Annotated in this window: 15 protein-coding genes; 3 read left to right on the forward strand and 12 right to left on the reverse strand. The window is 39.4% G+C overall.

What is annotated here, in order from left to right; all coding sequences use genetic code 11:
• Positions 1-656 precede the first annotated feature (656 nt).
• From HPE63_RS17465 to HPE63_RS17490, 6 genes are all read right to left on the reverse strand, one after another.
• On the reverse strand, positions 657-1,640 hold the full coding sequence (locus HPE63_RS17465) for a YpdA family putative bacillithiol disulfide reductase (protein ID WP_188315598.1): 984 nt from the start codon (positions 1,638-1,640) through the stop codon (positions 657-659).
• A complete protein-coding gene (gene rpe / locus HPE63_RS17470) occupies positions 1,640-2,299 on the reverse strand; it encodes a ribulose-phosphate 3-epimerase (protein ID WP_188315599.1) in 660 nt (219 codons plus the stop codon). Before rpe ends, HPE63_RS17465 begins: the two co-directional genes overlap by 1 nt.
• Positions 2,300-2,451: 152 nt before the next feature.
• Entirely contained in the window at positions 2,452-2,904 is a 453-nt protein-coding gene (locus HPE63_RS17475; RefSeq protein WP_188315600.1) for a tRNA (cytidine(34)-2'-O)-methyltransferase, read from the reverse strand.
• Positions 2,905-3,126: a VF530 family protein gene (locus tag HPE63_RS17480; protein ID WP_188315601.1), complete on the reverse strand. Its 222-nt coding sequence runs from the start codon at positions 3,124-3,126 to the stop codon at positions 2,905-2,907.
• A 174-nt stretch (positions 3,127-3,300) separates the two neighbouring features.
• Positions 3,301-4,011, reverse strand: coding sequence for a peroxiredoxin (locus HPE63_RS17485; RefSeq protein WP_188315602.1), 711 nt, complete (start codon positions 4,009-4,011; stop codon positions 3,301-3,303).
• Between the two features lie 345 nt (positions 4,012-4,356).
• A complete protein-coding gene (locus HPE63_RS17490; protein ID WP_013304569.1) occupies positions 4,357-5,220 on the reverse strand; it encodes a sigma-70 family RNA polymerase sigma factor in 864 nt (287 codons plus the stop codon).
• A 262-nt stretch (positions 5,221-5,482) separates the two neighbouring features.
• Here HPE63_RS17490 and HPE63_RS17495 point away from each other — a divergent pair, with 262 nt between their 5' ends.
• Positions 5,483-6,073 carry a hypothetical protein gene (locus HPE63_RS17495; protein ID WP_188315603.1) on the forward strand — a complete coding sequence of 197 codons (591 nt, stop codon included), beginning with the start codon at positions 5,483-5,485 and terminating at the stop codon, positions 6,071-6,073.
• Between the two features lie 83 nt (positions 6,074-6,156).
• Here HPE63_RS17495 and HPE63_RS17500 read toward each other — a convergent pair whose 3' ends face one another.
• Entirely contained in the window at positions 6,157-8,379 is a 2,223-nt protein-coding gene (locus tag HPE63_RS17500) for a polyribonucleotide nucleotidyltransferase (protein WP_188315604.1), read from the reverse strand.
• A gap of 193 nt (positions 8,380-8,572) precedes the next feature.
• Positions 8,573-8,842, reverse strand: a complete 270-nt coding sequence (gene rpsO / locus HPE63_RS17505; protein ID WP_188315605.1) for a 30S ribosomal protein S15 — start codon at positions 8,840-8,842, stop codon at positions 8,573-8,575.
• Between the two features lie 165 nt (positions 8,843-9,007).
• Here rpsO and HPE63_RS17510 point away from each other — a divergent pair, with 165 nt between their 5' ends.
• The gene (locus tag HPE63_RS17510) at positions 9,008-9,868 is read left to right on the forward strand and encodes a hypothetical protein (protein ID WP_188315606.1); all 861 of its coding nucleotides are present in this window, start codon (positions 9,008-9,010) and stop codon (positions 9,866-9,868) included.
• Between the two features lie 50 nt (positions 9,869-9,918).
• On the opposite strand, the gene accD is transcribed toward HPE63_RS17510, so the two are convergent.
• The 3 genes from accD to tamL are packed head-to-tail and all read right to left on the reverse strand — an operon-like array spanning position 9,919 to position 14,546.
• On the reverse strand, positions 9,919-10,779 hold the full coding sequence (accD, locus tag HPE63_RS17515) for an acetyl-CoA carboxylase, carboxyltransferase subunit beta (RefSeq protein WP_188315607.1): 861 nt from the start codon (positions 10,777-10,779) through the stop codon (positions 9,919-9,921).
• A 31-nt stretch (positions 10,780-10,810) separates the two neighbouring features.
• A complete protein-coding gene (fbaA, locus tag HPE63_RS17520) occupies positions 10,811-11,878 on the reverse strand; it encodes a class II fructose-bisphosphate aldolase (RefSeq protein WP_188315608.1) in 1,068 nt (355 codons plus the stop codon).
• A 58-nt stretch (positions 11,879-11,936) separates the two neighbouring features.
• A complete protein-coding gene (gene tamL, locus HPE63_RS17525) occupies positions 11,937-14,546 on the reverse strand; it encodes a translocation and assembly module lipoprotein TamL (RefSeq protein ID WP_188315609.1) in 2,610 nt (869 codons plus the stop codon).
• A 24-nt stretch (positions 14,547-14,570) separates the two neighbouring features.
• Between tamL and HPE63_RS17530 the strand changes: the two genes are divergently transcribed.
• The gene (locus HPE63_RS17530; RefSeq protein ID WP_188315610.1) at positions 14,571-15,293 is read left to right on the forward strand and encodes a TrmH family RNA methyltransferase; all 723 of its coding nucleotides are present in this window, start codon (positions 14,571-14,573) and stop codon (positions 15,291-15,293) included.
• 36 nt (positions 15,294-15,329) lie between these two features.
• On the opposite strand, the gene porT is transcribed toward HPE63_RS17530, so the two are convergent.
• Complete coding sequence (porT, locus tag HPE63_RS17535; RefSeq protein ID WP_188315611.1) at positions 15,330-16,025, reverse strand: type IX secretion/gliding motility protein PorT/SprT; 696 nt, start codon at positions 16,023-16,025, stop codon at positions 15,330-15,332.
• Positions 16,026-16,027: the final 2 nt, after the last annotated feature.

Here is a 16,027-nt window from a genome sequence, read left to right on the forward strand (position 1 = left end):
GTATGTTGACTTTCAAGGCGGAGCCTTTAGGGAAAGGCGCCAGCCAATCCCGGTATTGTTTTGTGGTATGTTGACTTTCAAGGCGGAGCCTTTAGGGAAAGGCGCCAGCCAATCCCGGTATGGTTTTGGGCCTTTTTGACTTTCAAGGCGGAGCCTTTAGGGAAAGGCGGGAGCCAATCCCGGTATGGTTTTGTGCTATGTTGACTTTCAAGGCGGAGCCTTAAGGGAAAGGCGCCAGCCAATCCCGGTATGATTTTGGGCCTTTTTGACTTTCAAGGCGGAGCCTTAAGGGAAAGGCGCCAGCCAATCCCGGTATGGTTTTGGGTCTTTTTGACTTTCAAGGCGGAGCCTTTAGGGAAAGGCGCCAGCCAATCCCGGTATGGTTTTGTGGTATGTTGACTTTCAAGGCGGAGCCTTTAGGGAAAGGCGCCAGCCAATCCCGGTATGGTTTTGTGGTTTGTTGACTTTCAAGGCGGAGCCTTTAGGGAAAGGCGCCAGCCAATCCCGGTATGGTTTTGTGGTATGTTGACTTTCAAGGCGGAGCCTTTAGGGAAAGGCGCCCGCCAATCCCGGTATGGTTTTGGGCCTTTTTGACTTTCAAGGCGGAGCCTTTAGGGATAGGCGCCAGCCAATCCCAATCAGTTAGTCCCTAAATTTCAAGTAGGTATATTGCCATTTTTATTGGCCTTGATCGCATTGATGATCATCAGTGCATGGATTCGGGAGTTTTCTATAAACCATTTATGGGTTTCCATCCCTCCGCAAATAACCCCAGCTAAATAGAGCCCTTTAATATTGGTCTCCATAGTTTCTTGGTTGTATTGGGGAAGTCTTTTTTCATCTGGCGAAAGCTGAATCCCCAATTTTTCAAGAAAAGTGAAATTTGGTCGATAGCCAGTCAAGGCAAGTACAAAGTCATTTTCCAATTCAATTACTCCGTCTTCTGTCGCTATCAATAACTTGTCAGGATGGATTTCTTTAACATTGGCATTGAAATAGGCCTTGATACTTCCTTCCTTAATACGATTTATAATATCGGGCCGAACCCAGTATTTAACACGTTGACCTACTTCAGGTTCACGAATGATCAGTGTCACTTCCGCACCTTTTCGATAACATTCCAGTGCCGCATCTATGGCAGAATTACTTCCCCCTATGACAGCCAATTTTTGACTGGCATAAAAATGTGGGTCTTTATAATAATGGGATACCTTATCCAATTTTTCACCGGGAATATCCAGTAGATTGGGTATATCGTAGAATCCTGTCGCTATAATCACATTGGATGCTTTGTAATTTCGTTTGTCCGTAACGATTTCAAAGCCGGAATCGACCTTATTAACCGCTTCCACCTTCTCAAAAAGATTTATTTTTAAGTTATTGCTGGTAACTATTCTTCGATAATACTCCAAGGCTTCGTTCCTTTTGGGTTTGGCTTCATTGCTGATAAAAGGAATTTGATCTATTTCCAGTAAATCCGAAGAGGAGAAGAATTGCATATTTACGGGGTAGTTGTAGAGTGAATTTACAATAGTACCCTTTTCTAAGATTATATAACTTAGTCCGTTCTTTTTGGCTTCCAACCCACATGCAATACCAATAGGGCCACCTCCAACAATTACAATATCAAAATGATCCATTAGTAAACAAGTTCCTTTAATTCATGAATCGTTTGTGTTGGATTATCACTTTTGAAGACAAAACTACCGGCAACCAAAACATCGGCTCCGGCATCTACCAAGGCCTTTGCGTTTTTTGAAGTAACACCTCCGTCTATTTCAATCAGTGTTTTTGCACTTTTACCATTTATCAATGCTTTGAGTGATCTAATTTTTTCATAGGTGTTCACAATAAAGGACTGTCCTCCAAAACCAGGATTAACACTCATAAGACATACCAAATCAATATCCTTAATGGTGTCCTCTAATAAACTGATATTCGTGTGCGGGTTAATCGCTACCCCAGCTTTCATTCCTTCTGCTTTTATGGCCTGCAGGGTGCGATGAAGGTGGTTGCACGCCTCATAATGCACACTTAGCACACTGGCGCCTAAATCTGCAAAGGTTTTGATGTACCTGTCCGGATCAACGATCATCAAATGCACATCGAGGGGTTTGGTAGCATGCCTTTGAATCGTTTTAACCACAGGCATGCCATACGATATGTTGGGAACAAAAACACCATCCATAATATCGATATGATGCCAATCGGCCTCACTTTGGTTAACCATTTCGACGTCTCGTTGCAAATTGCCAAAATCGGCAGCGAGCAATGAAGGGGCAATTTTAATGTGACTCATAGTTTATTCGCAAGAAGTTTATGTAAAAGTAATGATTTGCTGTCGTTTTCAATGCCTCGGGTTTTATCTAAAATGAGGGAATAACTTTTAGAAATCGCCAATTTCTAACTGACATCTTGAAATTTTCGAAGCAGGGGATTCCCTTTCCCGCATTACGAAATATGTTTTAAACCTTCATAAACGACAATGCTCACGGCATTGGCCAAGTTTAGACTTCGTATGTGTGGACTGTATAGCGGTATTTTATAAAGTTTGTCCGTATTGGGTTCGGTTAAGGCATTGGGTAGGCCAACGGATTCCTTTCCAAACACTAGAAACATATTGTCCTCATAGTTTATAGACCAATGGTCTTTTTTCCCATGGCTCGAAAAATAAACCAAATTCTTGTCTTTGTGTTTTGACTGAAAATCAGCGATGCTTTCATAAATGAACAGTGATATATGGGGCCAATAGTCCAACCCTGCACGTTTTAATCTCTTATCATTTATCTGAAAACCAAAGGGTTTTACCAGATGTAGGTTTGCACCCGATGCCAAAGCAAGCCGACCAATATTACCGGTATTGTTAGGTATTTCAGGTTCTATAAGAACAATATTGAGAGGCATTTAATCGCGGATAGAGTGTAAATATAGTCGTTCTACTTTTTCTCTTGCCCATGGTGTTTTTCTCAAAAAAATGAGTGATGATTTTACAGAAGGATTACTTTTAAAACAATTGATATTTACTTGATTGGCCAATTCTTCCCATGTGTATTTTTGGGTGAGATATTCTAAAATATCCATTAGTTTTACGCCATGTAGCGGATTGTTTGGTTGTTCGTTGTCCATAGTAGGCATATGATTATATCATAAGTTGTCGTTTGGGATCCATTAAAAGCAATGGGATAATTCTAAGTTTAAGGAAATATAGGGAATTTGAACTTACTATAAAAACAAAAAGGTAATAGGTATAAATCCCATTGCCTTTTTGTTTTTGATATAGAAGGATTGACCTTTGCAATACTATTTTCTAAGCACTTTGTCCAAAACAGTATCCTTATCTAGTTTTTTTGTACAGAAGAACCAATCTTTGCAATCAATATCACTATCTTCCATTCTGTCTTTGGCGGTTCCGCAAGAACCTGCTGGGCCAATGATTACGTCATCGCCCGGGTACCAGTCTGCTGGGGTCGCTACTCCAAACTCATCAGCTGCCTGCAGCGCGATGATTACTCGGTAGAGTTCGTCAAAATTTCTTCCCAAACTTAAAGGATAGTAGATGATTGCCCTTATTATTCCTTTAGGGTCAATGAAAAATACAGCCCTAACAGCTTTGGTAGAATCTTCGTTAGGTTGGATCATTCCATATTTTTTCGCAACATTCATGGTAATATCCTCAATCAAAGGAAAGTTGACCTCGACATCCTTCATTCCTTTGTATTCGATTTTTTCCTTGATGGTACGTAACCATGCAATATGGCTATAAAGACCATCGATTGAAAGGCCAACAAGTTTGCAATTGGCTTTATTGAACTTCTCATCCATGGTAGCGAAAGTCATAAACTCTGACGTACATACGGGGGTAAAGTCAGCGGGATGGCTGAATAGAATCACCCAATTTCCTTTATAATCCGCTGGGAAATTAATATCACCTTGAGTGGTCACTGCTTTAAACTCTGGGGCGGCATCACCAATTCTAGGCATACTTATCACTTGTTCCATTTGTTCTTCCATTGTATTTATTTTATAATTAGACAACTTATTAGTGCTCTAAAGATAATTTGCCAGGTAGCCTGGATAAAGCTACTATTGTTACAGATACGCCTTTTTGTGAATTCATTAACAGGTTTGACGTTCTGAAAATCGCTGATAAATAGTGTTGTCTTATTTCAAGGTGATAAATCTGTTTTGATGGATTTGGAAGTGTATGAAATGAAAAAACTCCGGTAATCAGCCGGAGTTTATTCATCAATCAAAAAACGAACAGTCATGATAAACTGTTGTTAACTATAAAATTACAATATATATGCCAAATTTCCAATTTAAGGAGAATTTAACATTGTTAATAGTGCAATTGACCTATCCTAAATAGGTCTTTAAAATTTTACTTCTTGAAGTGTGTTTTAGACGTCGGATCGCTTTTTCCTTGATTTGACGAACCCTTTCCCTTGTTAAATCGAAAGTTTCACCAATTTCCTCTAAGGTCATTGAATGTTGTCCTGCCAAACCGAAATAAAGACGAATAACATCTGCCTCCCTAGGGGTTAAGGTTTCCAATGCACGTTCAATTTCTGTGCGCAATGATTCATGTAATAGTTCCCGATCTGGGTTTGGAGATTCGCCACTACGAAGTACGTCATAAAGGTTTGAATCCTCACCAGCAATCAAAGGAGCGTCCATAGATACGTGACGACCTGAATTCTTCAAGGATTGTTTAACATCCTCAACGGTCATATCCAATTCCTTGGCGATTTCCTCGGCAGAAGGCATTCTTTCATGCGCTTGCTCCAAAAATGCAAAAGTCTTGTTGATTTTGTTGATCGATCCAATCTTGTTCAGAGGCAAACGTACAATACGCGATTGCTCTGCCAATGCTTGTAAAATGGATTGACGAATCCACCATACGGCGTAGGAGATAAATTTAAATCCACGGGTTTCGTCAAATCGTTGTGCCGCTTTGATCAATCCCAAGTTTCCTTCATTGATCAAATCAGGCAAAGTAAGTCCTTGGTTTTGGTACTGTTTGGCGACCGACACCACGAATCGAAGATTGGCCTTTGTGAGTTTTTCAAGAGCGATCTGGTCGCCTGCCTTGATGCGTTGTGCCAATTCTACTTCTTCATCTGCGGTAATCAAATCTACTTTGCCAATTTCTTGCAAGTACTTGTCCAAAGATGCGGTTTCCCTATTGGTAACCTGTTTTGTAATTTTAAGCTGTCTCATCTACAATATTTAAGTTCGAGTTGCATAGACTGCATATACTTATACGTAAAAAAGACTGAAATGTTACAAAAGGGAGGAAAAACTTCTATATTTAATGGTAGGAGAACTTTCGAGGATGCTTTCTATCTCCCTACTGCATTGTTAACCTTTTAGGACTCCTTGACATTAAGTGGTAATTACACCTCATGTGTTGGTCCTGACTTTATTGGTCTAAAACTTATTTTATTAATATATACCAACACTGCGGTAAAATACTAGTCTTATGAAATCATTGTATTTAATTTGCGTATTGTGGTCGATTGTAATTTATTCTTCCAGATTATCGGATCACTCAACTGAAGGTCTGCCCGAACAACAGCGGATAAACGGTACCTATCAACTAACTTTCTACGAGTACAGTGCTTCTCGATTAGATAATACTAGATCGGATGATGACTGGGATTTGAGATATGCCAATTCGATATGTCGTGCTACAAATATCTCAATGAGCGTAACATTTCAGGATGATGGCACTTTCAAAGCCGAGGGTGGTTATTTAGGTACTTCAATAGATCCCAACCTTCCTCGTCATACCATGCTGACCCGTTCAGATGAGTTTACCCAGGATGGTAAATGGAAAATAGATAATAATAAGTTGGTTTTCAGTGATGATGAGTTTTTGGGATATCCGATTTCAATGAACCCTTGGACGTTGACAATTTTTCATTCCGTTGAAGAGTTTCCCATAGATGGTTTGAAAATCGTGGACATTACCAATGAAAAGATTACTTTGGAGCTAGTTTCAAATGTAGATGTAGACTTTGGCATACCTTCAAAGGTGCAATTTATTGGTACTGTTATTCTAGAAAAATGATTTGTCGGTTAGGATTCTTTCACTTTAATACAAAAAAAGCCCTGACGGTACCGTCAGGGCTTAAAATATATTAGACTTAAGGTTTAATCCCTTCTTGGTTTACGGTCCCTATTGTCTCTTCCGCGACGGTCGTCCCTACCGCGATTTCGATCATTGCTACGTGGTGGTCTTTCCACAAAACCTTCTGGTTTTGGTAAAAGTGCCTTACGGGAAACTTTCTCTTTTCTTGTTCTTGGATCTGTACCTAAATATTTCACATCAAAAACGTCACCCATGTTTACAACATCACTGACATTTTCGGTTCGTTCCCATGCCAATTCGGAAACATGAAGTAAAACTTCATTTCCAGGGGCATCCATATATTCAACAACAGCACCAAAATCCAACATCTTGATGACCTTCACTTCATACACGCTACCAACTTTAGGCTTAAATAATATAGAATCTATTTTCGCCAATACTGCATCTATACCTTCTTGACCAGTTCCAAGGATCTCTACAATACCTTCTTCTGTAACAGGATCTTCATTGATAACGATAGTCGTATTTGTGGCTTTTTGCAATTCCTGTATGACTTTACCTCCTGGCCCGATCAAAGCACCAATAAACTCATTAGGTATGGTCCTTGTCACCATTTTCGGTGCGTGGGACTTAACGTCTGCATTTGGTGCGGCAATGGTATCGGTAAGCTTTGTCAATATATGTAAACGACCTGCTTGGGCTTGTTTCAAAGCTTTTACAAGAATTTCATACGACAATCCTTTTACTTTGATATCCATTTGGCAAGCGGTTATACCATCTGCGGTACCTGTAACTTTAAAGTCCATATCACCCAAGTGATCTTCATCACCCAGAATATCGGATAACACCGCATATTTCCCAGAATCACTATCAGAAATAAGTCCCATGGCAATACCAGAGACAGGTTTCTTTAGTTGAACACCAGCATCCATCAAAGCCATGGTTCCTGAACATACAGTTGCCATAGACGAAGAACCGTTAGATTCCAGTACCTCTGAAACAACACGAACGGTATAGGGACAATCGGCAGGAATCATTCCTTTCAAAGCCCTTTGCGCCAAATTACCATGACCTACTTCCCTACGGGATGTACCTCTTATGGGTCTTGCTTCACCGGTTGAGAAAGGAGGGAAGTTATAATGAAGGTAAAATGTTTCCTCACCTTCATAAGATGGCATATCAATTTGATTGGCTTCCCTTGAGGTTCCTAAGGTTACTGTGGCCAATGCCTGGGTCTCACCCCTTGTAAATATGGCAGAACCATGTGTAGAAGGCAAATAATCCACCTCACACCATATAGGTCTGATCTCATCTGTTTTTCTGCCATCTAAACGCAATCCTTCATTTAAAGTAAGGTCACGAACAGCGGCCTTTTCAGCTTTACTGTAATATTTTGATATCAATCCTCCGAACTCGACTAATTCCTCTTCAGAAAAGGTAGCTATGAGATCATTTTTAATTTCTTCAAATGCCGCACTTCTATCATGTTTGGCAGATCCAGCTTTCGCGACAGCGTAAACCTTGTCATAAGCCATTTCATGTATTTTTTTGGCCAAATCCTCATTTTCGCTTTCTGTCTCGTACTCACGAACCTCTTTTTTACCAAAGGCTTCAGCCAATTTTATTTGGGCTGCACATTGTACCTTGATAGCTTCGTGGGCAAATTTAATGGCCTCGACCATTTCTTCTTCTGAGATTTCCCCCATTTCACCTTCTACCATCATAACAGAATCGGCAGACGCCCCTATCATCATATCGATATCACTTTCTACTAATTGTGCTCTTGTGGGGTTAATGATAAATTCCCCATTCACACGACCAACCCGTGCCTCGGAAATAGCACATTCAAATGGAAAATCTGATAATTGAATTGCCGCGGATGCTGCCAAACCTGCCATTGCATCTGGCATGACATTTTCGTCATGGGACATCAATTGAATCATCACCTGGGTTTCAGAATGATAATCTTTTGGAAATAATGGGCGTAAAACCCTATCGACCAAACGCATGGTCAATACTTCTCCATCACTTGGTCTTGCCTCTCTCTTGAAGAATCCACCTGGGTAACGCCCAGATGCAGCGAATTTTTCACGATAATCTACCGTTAACGGTAAGAAATCTACATCGCTTTGTTTGTAATTGGAAACAACTGTACATAATAACATACATTTTCCTGACTGGACAACAACAGAACCATGGGCTTGTTTTGCCAATTTTCCGGTTTCGATAGAAATTTCCCTACCGTCACCAAGGTCAATGACCTCTCTAAATACTTTTGGAATCATAAATTCGATTTAAAACCTGATTCATTCAGGTTTATTAAACAATGGTCTATCCGCCATGCTTTCTGGTCGGATTGTGTTGTGTTGTTGTGTGTTGACCAATGAAAAACTGTGTGCAGCTTTTTGAATTTGCCCTTTTTTGGATCCTGGACTTAGGAGTATATTAAAAAGGGGAAGCCCAGCTTCCCCTTATTTCTTATTTTCTAATATTCAATTCTTTGATAAGTTCACGATATTTTACAATATCCTTCTTTTTCAAGTAATCCAAAAGACTTCTTCTTTTACCTACAAGTCTTACCAATGAACGTTCGGTGTTATAATCTTTGTGGTTGCTTTTTAGGTGACCGGTCAAATGGTTGATGCGATGTGTAAACAAAGCAATCTGCCCTTCCGTTGAACCTGTATTGTCTTCTTTTCCGCCGTGTTTCTTGAATATTTCGGCTTTTATCTCTTTGGTTAAATACATTCCAATATTGTTTTAAATGATTTTTATGTATTTGATTGATTTTCAATCAGGGCGCAAAGATAGGAATATTTTTTGTTTCGTGCGGTAGAGTATTCTTTTTTTAAAACAACATTAAACCTTTTGATCTTTTCCTTGTCAAACTATAAATGTTAAAAAAATGTTATTATGAAAAAAAGTTTTAAAAAAGTGAACTTCACGGGATCATTGCTTTTGGCAATATTGGTTTTGGTTTCCTGTGACAAAGATGATTCCACGGATATGTCCGAGGAAGGAGCTATTACCGCAACAGAACTCAAATTCAGTGACGAAACGGATTTGATTGTGGAAGATGTTATAACTATTGGTGAAGAAATTTATGCAACGGATGAAATCATCGTTACCTCTAAAGCCAATTATATTTCCGATTACCTACCCGATTGTGTTACGATTACCACGGTGGTTAACAGCACCACCAAAGAGAAGACCATTGATTTTGGTGAGGGTTGCGAACTGCCAAATGGTAATGTGCTTAGCGGAATCATTTATCTTAGTTATTTAAAGGATATGGATCTAGCTACAAAGACCTTGAGTATGTCCTTGGAAAATTTCACTTTCAATAGTGTTGCAGTTGAGGGTAGTGCATCAATTGTAAGGACCAGAAGTAACGATAGTGGTAATCCTCAGTCAGATGCTGAAGCTGGTTTCAGTGGAACATGGCCCGATGGTACTACTGCCAATTTCACGGCCAATAGAACCCGCGAATGGATTGAAGGTTATGGATCTGGTTATTGGGGTGATAATGTTTTCTTGATCTCAGGGAAAGGAACCTATATTGGAAAATTAGAAAACGTTTTTATGAAAGAAACGATTGTCCCCTTAAGAAGGGAAATGTCCTGTAGGTTTATTGTAAGTGGTATTTTGGAAATATCAAGAAATGAAACAACGGTTACCCTTGATTTTGGTGATGGAAGTTGCGATGCAAAAGGTATTCTTACCTATCCGAATGGGGAATCTGAAGAAATATTCTTACGGAGGTTTATTAAATAAAGTTTGTTGTGAATATAAAAAGCCCTGACAATCTGGTCAGGGCTTTTTTATTATTTCCTAATCGGATTGTTTTGAATCAAATCGATATAGAGATTGATTTTCTTTTTTAAGTCCCTTCTATGGGTAATGAAATCCAAGAAGCCGTGTTCCTGCACAAACTCCGATGTTTGGAAACCTTCAGGCAATTCTTTTCCAGTTGCTTCCAATACTACCCTAGGTCCTGCGAAACCGATCAAAGCACCGGGTTCCGAAATATTGATATCGCCCAACATCGCATAAGAAGCCGTGGTGCCCCCAGTTGTTGGATCGGTACATAATGAGATATAAGGCAATTCAGCTTCGGCCAATTGTGCCAGTTTTGCGGAGGTCTTGGCCAATTGCATTAATGATAATGCCGCTTCCATCATTCGAGCACCACCGGATTTTGAAATCATTACAAAAGGTACTTTCTTTTTAATGGCATAATCAATTCCCCTTACGATCTTCTCACCTACAACGCTACCCATAGAACCCCCGATAAAACTAAAATCCATACAGGAAATGACAATATACTTTCCCATGGATTTGCCATAACCAGTTCGTACGGCATCTTTAAGTCCGGTTTTCTTTTGGGCCGCCTTTAAACGATCAGTGTATTTCTTGGTATCGGTAAATTTAAGGGGATCTTTTGAGTGCAATTTGACATCCAATTCGGTGAATTTATTGTCGTCGAAAAGTATTTCGAAATATTCCTTGCTTCCGATCCGAACATGATAGTCATCCTCAGGACTGACATAAAAGTTTTTAGCCAATTCCTCCGATTCAACGATCTTACCTGTGGGAGATTTATACCACAAGCCTCTTGGCGTATCTTTTTTCTGCTCAGTGGCAGTCTGAATTCCTTTTTCTTTTCTTTTGAACCACAACGACATATCTTCCATATTGGGTTAAACTCTTCTATTCTTATAGTGTATTTACATTATTAAGGTCTTCAAATGCTTTTTTCAAACGCTCGACAAATGTCTTTTCACCTTCACGCAACCAAACCCTCGGGTCGTAATATTTTTTGTTGGGCTCATCAGGTCCATTGGGATTGCCAATCTGTGATTGTAGAAAATCCTTTTTATCCTGAACATAATCCCTTACACCTGCCAAGAAGGCATATTGTAAATCGGTATCGATGTTCATTTTAATGACACCATAACCAATGGCCTCCCTGATTTCCTCTACGGTAGACCCAGATCCACCATGGAATACAAAATCGATATAATTGTGCTTTACGCCATATTTTTTAGTAATGTATTCTTGTGAGTTCTTTAGGATTTTGGGCGTTAATTTTACGTTCCCTGGCTTATATACCCCATGTACATTGCCAAAGGCTGCTGCAATCGTAAACCTAGGACTTACTTTTGAAAGTTCTTCATAGGCATAGGCTACTTCTTCTGGTTGGGTATATAATTTGGAGTCATCTACATCGGAATTGTCAACGCCATCTTCCTCACCTCCTGTAATTCCCAATTCTATTTCCAAGGTCATGCCCATTTTGCTCATTCTCTTAAGGTACCCTTTGCAGATTTCGATATTTTCTTCAATTGGCTCTTCCGAAAGGTCGATCATATGGGAGCTGAATAAAGGTTTGCCGGTTTCGGCATAATGTTTTTCACTCGCATCTAGCATACCGTCTATCCAAGGTAATAATTTTTTTGCACAGTGGTCTGTATGTAAGATTACCGTGGCACCATAAGCCTCGGCCAATTGATGAACGTGTTTCGCACCAGCAATGGCTCCAAGTACGGCAGCCCGCTGTCCATCATTCGATAAGCCTTTACCTGCGTTGAATTGTGCTCCGCCATTTGAAAATTGTACTATCACAGGTGCGTTAAGGGTCGCTGCGGTTTCCAATACCCCGTTTATAGTATTTGATCCTATAACGTTTACTCCTGGTAAAGCGAATCCTTTTTTCTTTGCATAGTTGAAAATTTCCTGAACTTGGTCTCCGGTGGCTACACCGGGCTTAATATTATGGGCCATAATTATTTGGTCTTTAAATTCTTAAAAAGTGAAGCACAAAAGTAATAAATAATTAGGTCTAAAACGGATAGTTTATACCTATTTGTAATACCGAATTGGCAAAATTATAGTCCCTGAACCATCTTTTTGAATTTTCTTCCGCAGGATTATAGGTTTTAAAACCAAGATCTACCCTGATTAAAAAATAGGTGAAGTCGTAGCGTATTCCAAAACCTGTGCCCAAAGCGATATCGGTGAGGGAATCTATACCATTAAAGGTTTTGTCAGGGTCATCCTCGTTATCGAATACGTTCCATATGTTACCTGCATCGGCGAATAGGGCCCCTTTTATATCACCTACCACAGGAAATCTGTATTCCAGGTTTAAGGCTAATTTTAGGTTAGCTTCGTTAAAATCATTGGTTTCATCTGATTTCCCGGGACCCAGGGAATAAGGGTTCCAGGCCCTATTGTCATTTGATCCCCCGGCAAAATAACTCCGAACAAAGGGAATGTTGTCCGAATTGCCATAAGGTACGGCTATACCAAAGAAACTTCGAAATGCCAATACGTTCGATCGACTCAGGTCCCAATATTTTATATAATCGAATTCCGTTTTAATATACTGGGAGTAGGGAACGCTAAAGACAAGTAGGTCCCCATCGTCGTCTTCATTAAAGGGAACAACATAGGACAAGGCCGAAAGCAGGTTCCCTGCGCTTTCGACTTTCCAACGAAACCGATGAAAGCTATTATCGGTGATACCGTTTCTGTTGTTCTTGTTAAAAGAATAATTTGTCGAGAAAATAAGGTTGTTCTCCGTTAGGCGATCTCTTCTTTCTTTTATACTTCGTACGTTGTCATAATCATCACTTGTAGAGGAGACCGTGCCATTAATAATTGCGTTTATAAAATCATTGGCCCCATCAGGTATTACCAATTCCGGATCATCGCTATTATCACTGGTCTCAAAATCATTAGCGAGTTCTGGGTATTCGGTTGCATCATCATAGGAATCCGCTATTTCGTCTAAACTTTCATAGGTGCTTTCGTAAACATAAAAGAATCTATCTGGATTTACATTGTTGACAAATTGGATATTCAGAAGTTCCACAGTATGTTTTTTATGGTCATTCGGAGACCAATTATATCCTAAAATACTATTCAAGGTTTGTTTGTCCAGTCCTATATTTTTTTGAAAACTGGTCCCTAAAGAAAGACGGGTTTTAGGCAGGGTGTAATTCGGAATCAATTTGCCTGTATTTACAAATGGAAACCATATTCTTGGAAAGGTCAAGTTAATATCGGCCCCAAACTCCAATAAGTTAAAAAATCGATTATCGGTTGCTGTAATACTTTGGTCGTTAGAAGACCCTACATTCAGCCTTCCTGTTAAACTGAGGTTTTCAGCCCCTTTAAATAGATTACGGGCCTGTAAAGACGGGCTAAATGTTAAACCTACCTGTTGAATATTCGAGTGGGAAACGTCCAGATCCATACCCAACTGGTACTTAGGCTTTTCGGTTAAATAGATATTGGCGGTAAGTCCTGTACGCGTGGTATCGGTCTCAAAGGCTATTGAGGGGTATTTAAATACATTGAGATTCGTAATCTGCCTATACGTCCTAGATCTATTTAATTCCCTATAAATACTGTCTTTTTCAAAAAATATGGCATCGGTCAGAGTTTTGGGATTTAACCCTAATTTATCTTTATAGTGAATAGTATATCCCTTATATTCAACAGTATTGAATTCTTCATCTTCTCCATTATGGAGATAATCGGTATAAATGTTTATTTTCTTGAACGTTTCAATTTTATATTCGGAAGTAGTCATGTCATTATTACTTCTAAGACGCAGGTTGTCAATATTCAAGTCAATGGCCATATCCTGGTCATCCCCAGCCTTTGTAGAATCCCGAGTGATTGCATAGTTGATCGAACTCTCTTGAAAATTTCGTATTCCCGAATTTCGAAAAATCGACGTTAATCGCTGGCGTTCATTGTCAAAATTGGTCAAATCAAATTGTTGGCCTATTTTTATCAAAGATTGCGCCTTATTCAATTGATAGATCGAATCGACGACTTTGGAAGAAATCCGATCTGAAATGGTATCGATCATATAGGGTTTTCCTAAGGTGATCTTATAGTCGATTTCAGCTCTTTTTGGCCGTTTCAAGGTATCGACGACGTAGGTCGTGTTATTGTTGAAATACCCCTTGGTACTGTAATACGCCTTTAATCTTTCTAAGGTTCTCCTACTATCGGAAGTATCGATAATGGTTGGAGGTTCACCGATATTCTTTAACCATTCGCTCATGCCCTTGACCAAAAAGGATTCCCCCAGTCGGCCGACTTGCTTTTCAGAGAGCAATTTTACCAAGCGCCCCTTTCTTTTCTCCTTTTTATATAACCAATTTTGAAAGGAAGAATCCGGATTTTGTTTGGCGAGATTATATAAATTCAATCGTAACGGATAACCTAATAGGGTGCTGTTGGGATTTTGAATGATAAGGCTTTGTATATCCTCGTTCCTTACTTTGTCCTCATCCGCATAAATGGTGTTTTTCATGAGAAGGAGTTCATTATCATCGACCCGCTTTAAGGTATTGCATGAGGCAAGTACAATGGCAAAAAATAATAAGCTTATTTTAGCACTGGGGTTTTTGATACGAAACTCTATCCTCATAGAAATCAAAAATACATTATTTGTATGGTTGGTAAAAGCCAAATAAAGTTTATAAAAAGCCTACAGCAAAAAAAGTACCGAAATCAACATGGGATGTTCTTGGTTGAAGGATTAAAGACCGTTCAAGAGCTCTTGGATTCAAATTTTGAACCACACAAACTCTATACTACGGACGCAGCACTGATCCAAGCGGATCAGGTTGGGATCGAGTTGATTTCAGAAGCTGAATTAAAAAAAATAAGTAACCTCAAGACCCCCAATAAAGTATTGGCGATATTTAAATTCCCCGATATAAAACCCATCGATGATCGTGAATGGATTTTGGCGTTGGATGATATTAGGGATCCAGGAAATTTAGGTACCATTATAAGGCTTTGCGATTGGTTTGGAATTCAACATTTGGTATGTTCGGAAAACACGGTAGACTGTTTTAATCCCAAAGTGTTGCAAGCTACCATGGGTTCTATAGCTCGCGTTAATATTGTATATACCGATTTGCTTCAATTCATTACTGACTTTAAAGGGCTAGTTTATGGTACTTTTATGGATGGTGAACCTGTCTATACCATAAAATTACCCCAAAAAGGAATACTGGTCATGGGAAATGAGGCCAATGGAATTTCGAATGAGATCAAGAACAAGATAGATAAAAAGATCAGTATACCCCAATTTGGTGGTAGGCAAACAGAAAGCCTTAATGTTGCCACAGCGGCAGCTATTTTTTTAAACGAAATAAGAAGAATTTAAAAGTAGTGCGAGCAGCAAACAGCTAGCCACTGATTATTATTCAAAAGTGAAATTAATAAAGAGGCCACGTGTTCGCATTGCATCAATATTGCTGGTCCAAGGGCTGTTAGGGTCGTTATCGGGCACCAATTCATCACTTAAGGCAAAAACACCCCGTATGGACGGCGTAAACTTAAAGTATTCCAGATAAAAATCTATTCCGAATCCCAACTCGTAATTGTAGACCATTTTTTTCATTCTGAAGGTACCTCCGGAGTTATCATCCAAACTATCTTCATTACTTCCTAAATTCAAGGAAGTTGAGGCGCCCCCGATTAAAAAGGGCTTCCAATTCCCGATTCTTCGTGTATTTACTTTTAATAATAAAGGAAAATTGATGTATGTGGACTTCACCTCTCTAATGGCGTCATTTTCTTCAGTAAAACCAGGGAAACCTAAGGTTCTTGAGTTGTATAAGAGGCCAGGTTCAAAACGTACATCCAAAAACTCATTGATACGCATTTCCCCGATAAGGCCAACATTAAATCCAAAGGACTTGTCTACCAGAACATGGCGGGCATCGTTTTTGTAATCGAATTTAAAGTCATATTGGTTAAATCCCAGGAAATATCCCCAATTCAATAAGGGTTCATCCTCATTCTCCAAATTAATGACAGGATCTTCGTTAAATTGGGCCGTTATCGATTGGTTTAAAAAAACCATGCCGATCAGGATCAATACTAATTTTCTCATAG

It is taken from the genome of Maribacter arenosus, assembly GCF_014610845.1.
Taxonomy (GTDB): Bacteria; Bacteroidota; Bacteroidia; order Flavobacteriales; family Flavobacteriaceae; genus Maribacter_A; species Maribacter_A arenosus.

Excerpts from the sequence above, each read along its gene's own strand:
- rpsO (WP_188315605.1), bottom strand. The coding sequence starts at position 8,842 with ATGTATTTAACCAAAGAGATAAAAGCCGAAATATTCAAGAAACACGGC.
- HPE63_RS17495 (WP_188315603.1), top strand. The coding sequence starts at position 5,483 with ATGAAATCATTGTATTTAATTTGCGTATTGTGGTCGATTGTAATTTAT.
- fbaA (WP_188315608.1), bottom strand. The coding sequence starts at position 11,878 with ATGGCCCATAATATTAAGCCCGGTGTAGCCACCGGAGACCAAGTTCAG.
- tamL (WP_188315609.1), bottom strand. The coding sequence starts at position 14,546 with ATGAGGATAGAGTTTCGTATCAAAAACCCCAGTGCTAAAATAAGCTTA.
- HPE63_RS17490 (WP_013304569.1), bottom strand. The coding sequence starts at position 5,220 with ATGAGACAGCTTAAAATTACAAAACAGGTTACCAATAGGGAAACCGCA.
- HPE63_RS17485 (WP_188315602.1), bottom strand. The coding sequence starts at position 4,011 with ATGGAAGAACAAATGGAACAAGTGATAAGTATGCCTAGAATTGGTGAT.
- HPE63_RS17465 (WP_188315598.1), bottom strand. The coding sequence starts at position 1,640 with ATGGATCATTTTGATATTGTAATTGTTGGAGGTGGCCCTATTGGTATT.
- HPE63_RS17480 (WP_188315601.1), bottom strand. The coding sequence starts at position 3,126 with ATGGACAACGAACAACCAAACAATCCGCTACATGGCGTAAAACTAATG.
- porT (WP_188315611.1), bottom strand. The coding sequence starts at position 16,025 with ATGAGAAAATTAGTATTGATCCTGATCGGCATGGTTTTTTTAAACCAA.
- HPE63_RS17510 (WP_188315606.1), top strand. The coding sequence starts at position 9,008 with ATGAAAAAAAGTTTTAAAAAAGTGAACTTCACGGGATCATTGCTTTTG.
- HPE63_RS17500 (WP_188315604.1), bottom strand. The coding sequence starts at position 8,379 with ATGATTCCAAAAGTATTTAGAGAGGTCATTGACCTTGGTGACGGTAGG.
- HPE63_RS17475 (WP_188315600.1), bottom strand. The coding sequence starts at position 2,904 with ATGCCTCTCAATATTGTTCTTATAGAACCTGAAATACCTAACAATACC.
- HPE63_RS17530 (WP_188315610.1), top strand. The coding sequence starts at position 14,571 with ATGGTTGGTAAAAGCCAAATAAAGTTTATAAAAAGCCTACAGCAAAAA.
- rpe (WP_188315599.1), bottom strand. The coding sequence starts at position 2,299 with ATGAGTCACATTAAAATTGCCCCTTCATTGCTCGCTGCCGATTTTGGC.
- accD (WP_188315607.1), bottom strand. The coding sequence starts at position 10,779 with ATGTCGTTGTGGTTCAAAAGAAAAGAAAAAGGAATTCAGACTGCCACT.